This is a genomic window from Microcella sp., from assembly GCF_033763155.1.
GTDB lineage: Bacteria > Actinomycetota > Actinomycetes > Actinomycetales > Microbacteriaceae > Microcella.
This window is the reverse complement of the sequence record NZ_JANRKZ010000260.1, coordinates 1-3,558: the sequence shown is the minus strand read 5'-3', so window position 1 is coordinate 3,558 and position 3,558 is coordinate 1. Positions and strand designations below refer to the sequence as shown.

Annotated in this window: 4 protein-coding genes and 1 pseudogene; 2 read left to right on the top strand and 3 right to left on the bottom strand. The window is 70.2% G+C overall.

Annotation, left to right across the window (positions count from 1 at the left end):
- A pseudogene (locus SFU54_RS11150) lies at nucleotides 1-204 on the top strand (bifunctional methylenetetrahydrofolate dehydrogenase/methenyltetrahydrofolate cyclohydrolase); the annotation flags it as partial.
- 113 nt (nucleotides 205-317) lie between these two features.
- Here the strand turns inward: SFU54_RS11150 and SFU54_RS11145 are convergent.
- Genes SFU54_RS11145 through SFU54_RS11135 form a run of 3 tightly spaced genes read right to left on the bottom strand, consistent with a single transcriptional unit; the run spans nucleotide 318 to nucleotide 2,586 of the window.
- Nucleotides 318-1,214 (bottom strand): biotin-dependent carboxyltransferase family protein, encoded by an 897-nt coding sequence (locus SFU54_RS11145; RefSeq protein ID WP_319016344.1) that lies wholly within the window; start codon nucleotides 1,212-1,214, stop codon nucleotides 318-320.
- Nucleotides 1,211-1,837, bottom strand: a complete 627-nt coding sequence (locus SFU54_RS11140) for a 5-oxoprolinase subunit B family protein (protein ID WP_319016343.1) — start codon at nucleotides 1,835-1,837, stop codon at nucleotides 1,211-1,213. The genes SFU54_RS11145 and SFU54_RS11140 overlap by 4 nt, the downstream gene beginning before the upstream one ends.
- A complete protein-coding gene (locus tag SFU54_RS11135; RefSeq protein WP_319016342.1) occupies nucleotides 1,834-2,586 on the bottom strand; it encodes a 5-oxoprolinase subunit PxpA in 753 nt (250 codons plus the stop codon). The genes SFU54_RS11140 and SFU54_RS11135 overlap by 4 nt, the downstream gene beginning before the upstream one ends.
- 123 nt (nucleotides 2,587-2,709) lie before the next feature.
- Between SFU54_RS11135 and SFU54_RS11130 the strand changes: the two genes are divergently transcribed.
- Nucleotides 2,710-3,558 (top strand): hypothetical protein (locus tag SFU54_RS11130; protein WP_319016341.1); only part of this gene is annotated, 849 nt, incomplete at its 3' end.

Here is a 3,558-nt window from a genome sequence, read left to right as displayed (position 1 = left end):
AAGCCCGGCGCGATCGTGCTCGACGTGGGCGTCTCGCGGCTCGTCGACCCCGACACGGGGGTCTCGCGCATCGCGGGCGATGTGGCCGACGATGTCGCGACGGTCGCGTCGTGGATCTCGCCGAACCCCGGCGGCGTCGGCCCCATGACGCGCGCGCTGCTGCTGGCGAACGTCGTCGAGACGGCGGAGCGCCAGGCGGGCTGACCCGAGCACGCCGTTTCGGAGCAACGACGGAGACAGTCGTGTTCCACACTCCTTTTCAGGGTGGTTGCGTTGTGGAACAGCCCGGTCTCCGTCGTTCGTCCGAGCCGGCAGGGTCACCGGCGCCCGGTCGCGAGCCGCAGCCGCACGGGCTGGCCGGGTCGCAGCTGGGCGAGCAGGTCGAGCGACGCATCCACCACGACCGCGATCACGGGATACCCGCCCGTCACGGGATGGTCGGGCCCCAGCACGGTGGGCGCGCCGTCGGGAGAGATCTGGATGCTCCCGCGCAGCATCCCCTCGCTCGCGAGTTCGACGCCCACGCGGTCGGGCACGCGCTCGAGCGCGGGCCCCTCGAGGCGCACTCCCGTGCGGTCGCTGCGGGCCGAGGTGAGGTAGTCGCTCGTCGTGAGCAGTCGCCAGGCGTCGGCCGTGAACCAGTCGTGGCGGGGCCCGGGACGCACCCTGAGCTCGACGACGCCGTCGCGAGGCGGATCAATCGGCACGAGGTCGGCGGGTGGCACGGGCGTGGCAGGTTCGGAGCCAATCGGCAGCACGTCGCCCGCACGCAGCGGCTCGGGCCCGAGCGCGGCGAGAGTGTCGCGCGAGCGCGAGCCGAGCACCGCTGGCACGGCGAGCCCCCCGCGCAGAGCAACCGTCGAGCGCAGGCCGTGCGTCACGGTGCCGAGATGCAGTTCGGCCGGCACATCGGTGCGCATCGCGGTGTGCGGCTCGACCGCCCGGCGCGCGCCGTCAGAGCCGATGAGCTGGGCGTCGCTCCACGCGCCGGTCACGGCGAACCACGTGCCCGCCGGCAGCGCGAGCCGCAGCCCGCCGAGCAAACACTCGATCGCCGCCGCGTCGTCGGGGTTGCCGACGAGGCGGTTGGCCAAGCGATGGGCCGACCGGTCGAACGCTCCCGATGCGCTCACCCCGAGAGAGGAGTAGCCGGGGCGGCCGAGGTCGTGAATGAGCGAGAGTGGGCCCGGCTCGATAACGCGCGCCGCGCTCACGAGCGACTCGGCGAAAAGCGAACGCGCGTGCCAGGCGCGAGCAGCGCGGGGGAGTCGCGGTCGAGGCTCCACAACTCGGCGTCGGTGCGGCCGATGAGTTGCCAGCCGCCGGGCGAGGCCCGCGGGTAGACGGCGGAGTACTCGGCCGCGAGCCCGAGAGATCCGGCGGCGATGAGCGGGCGCGACGTGGCGCGGCGCGGCACCGGGGGCAGGGCAGCGGCGCCGGGAGCCGGCACCAGGTAGCCGAAGCCGGGCGCGAAGCCGATGAACGCACAGACCCAGGGCGTGGAAGCATGACGCGTTGCGACGGCGTCGAGCGAGCATCCCCAGGTCTCGGCCACGACCGCGAGATCGTCGCCGTCGTAGGTCACGGCAATCTCGACGAGCGGGCCGTCTCCGTCGCCGGCGGGCGCGGCGGGGGCGTGAGCGGTCAACCACTGCTCAGCGGCGCCGAGCCCGATGACACGCGGTTCGATGCGCACGAGCACCGTGCGTGCGGCGGGAACCAGTTCGATGATGCCCGCGGGCGCCTTGGTCGCCCAGTGTTCGTGGGCCGCGCGCACGAGGCCGAGGCTGTCGAACTCGGCGATGAGCGCGCGGTCGCCATAGGGCAACAGCCTCATGCGAATGCCGCGACCTCGACCCCGGCGCCGTCCAATGCCGCACGCACGGCGCGAGCGATCGCGGGTGCTCCGGGAGTGTCGCCGTGCAGACACACAGACTCAGGCCGCACCGTCAGCTCGGTTCCGTCGAGCGCCTCGATCGTGCCGTCAACGACGATGCGCACGACACGCGCCGCGACCTGTTCAGGGTCGGTGATGACGGCTCCCTCGAGGCCGCGCGGCGCGAGGGTTCCGTCGGCCAAGTAGCCCCGATCGCCAAACGCTTCGGGCACGAATCGAACGCCGACGCGATCGCACGCGGTCTCGATTGCTGAGCCCGGAAGCCCGAGCACGGGCAGGCCGATGCTCGCCGCGACATCCGCAATCACCTCCGCCACCTCGAGGTCGACGGCAATGCGGTTGTAGAGCGCGCCGTGCGGTTTCAGGTAGCGCACGGCGCCGCGAGCGTGAGCGGCCATTCCGGCGAGTGCCGACACCTGGTAGAGAACATCGGCGTGAAGCTGCTCAGCGGGCAAATCCATGTCGCGACGGCCGAATCCGGCGAGGTCGCGGTATGCCGGATGCGCTCCGATTGCCACCCCGTTCGCCACCGCCGCACGGCACGCCGTGAGCATCGTGCTCGGGTCGCCCGCGTGAAAACCGCAGGCGATGTTCGCGCTCGTGACGAGCGGGAACATCGCGTCATCGTCGCCCATTGTCCACGCGCCGAACGACTCGCCAAGGTCGCAGTTGAGGTCGATGAGCGCCATGCCGAGAGCCTACGACCACGAACGCGTGCGCGGGACTCCGCGTCGGGCTTGGACGCGTCAGCAGGCTGAGTCATACTTCGTTACGAGCGGGGTCACCCGCGTGTGTGAAGGGGGGACTCGCCCGTGCCACTGGGTCTCCCCCCGCATGTCGCGACGCGAACGACGAGCACGGCTGTCGCACGTGCCGGGCACGCGGCGGCGGCCGTCTGCCTCGTGGTGGTGGGCCTCGTGGTGGTGTCAATTCAGGCGTCACTACCCCAGCAGATTCTGTGGCCCGCCGTGTTGGTGCTGCTCACGCTCATCACCCTGCTCGTCGTGCTCGAGCGAAGCCCCTCCGCCTTTGTCGCCGCCAGCTATCTGGTCATGGGCGCGCTGTGTGTCGCGTGGTACTCGATCATTGCGTCCAACCAGCTCGGAACTCCGGTGGCCAATGATGACTACACGAGTGTGTTGCTCAAGATGGCCCTGATTCTTGTCATCGGCGTGGGTCCGCGCTTGGGTGCGTCGATGATCTGGGTCACCGCCGGTTACGTGGTGGGGGAGGCAGCGAACAGTCTTGCGCTGCTCTGGCTCGGCGTGCCGTGGAGCTTTGACACGGTCTCGTTTGCGACGTGGTTCATTGTGATGGGGCTGCTCGCCGTGCTGAGCCTCGATCGCCTTGCAGCGCGTGATTCGCAAGCCGAGATCTATCGAGCCGCCCGCGACGAGATGTTCGCCGATGTGCGTCGAGTGTTTGAGCAGCGAGCGGTTGCGCTGCTGCACGACACCATGCTCAATCAGCTTGCGGTCATCAGCCACTCGTCGGGGCCGCTCTCGTCGGCCGTGCGCGAGTCGATTCGACATGACCTCGAGTCGATCGTCGGGCACGAGTGGTTCGATGTCGGCGAGTCCGCCGGCGACAACGACGAGCCTCGAGAAAGTCGCGACAGAGAAGGAGTCGAGGCCGACCGCGCTGCTCGCTTGCGCGCGATG

Excerpts from the sequence above, each read along its gene's own strand:
- SFU54_RS11135 (WP_319016342.1), bottom strand. The coding sequence starts at position 2,586 with ATGGCGCTCATCGACCTCAACTGCGACCTTGGCGAGTCGTTCGGCGCG.
- SFU54_RS11140 (WP_319016343.1), bottom strand. The coding sequence starts at position 1,837 with ATGAGGCTGTTGCCCTATGGCGACCGCGCGCTCATCGCCGAGTTCGAC.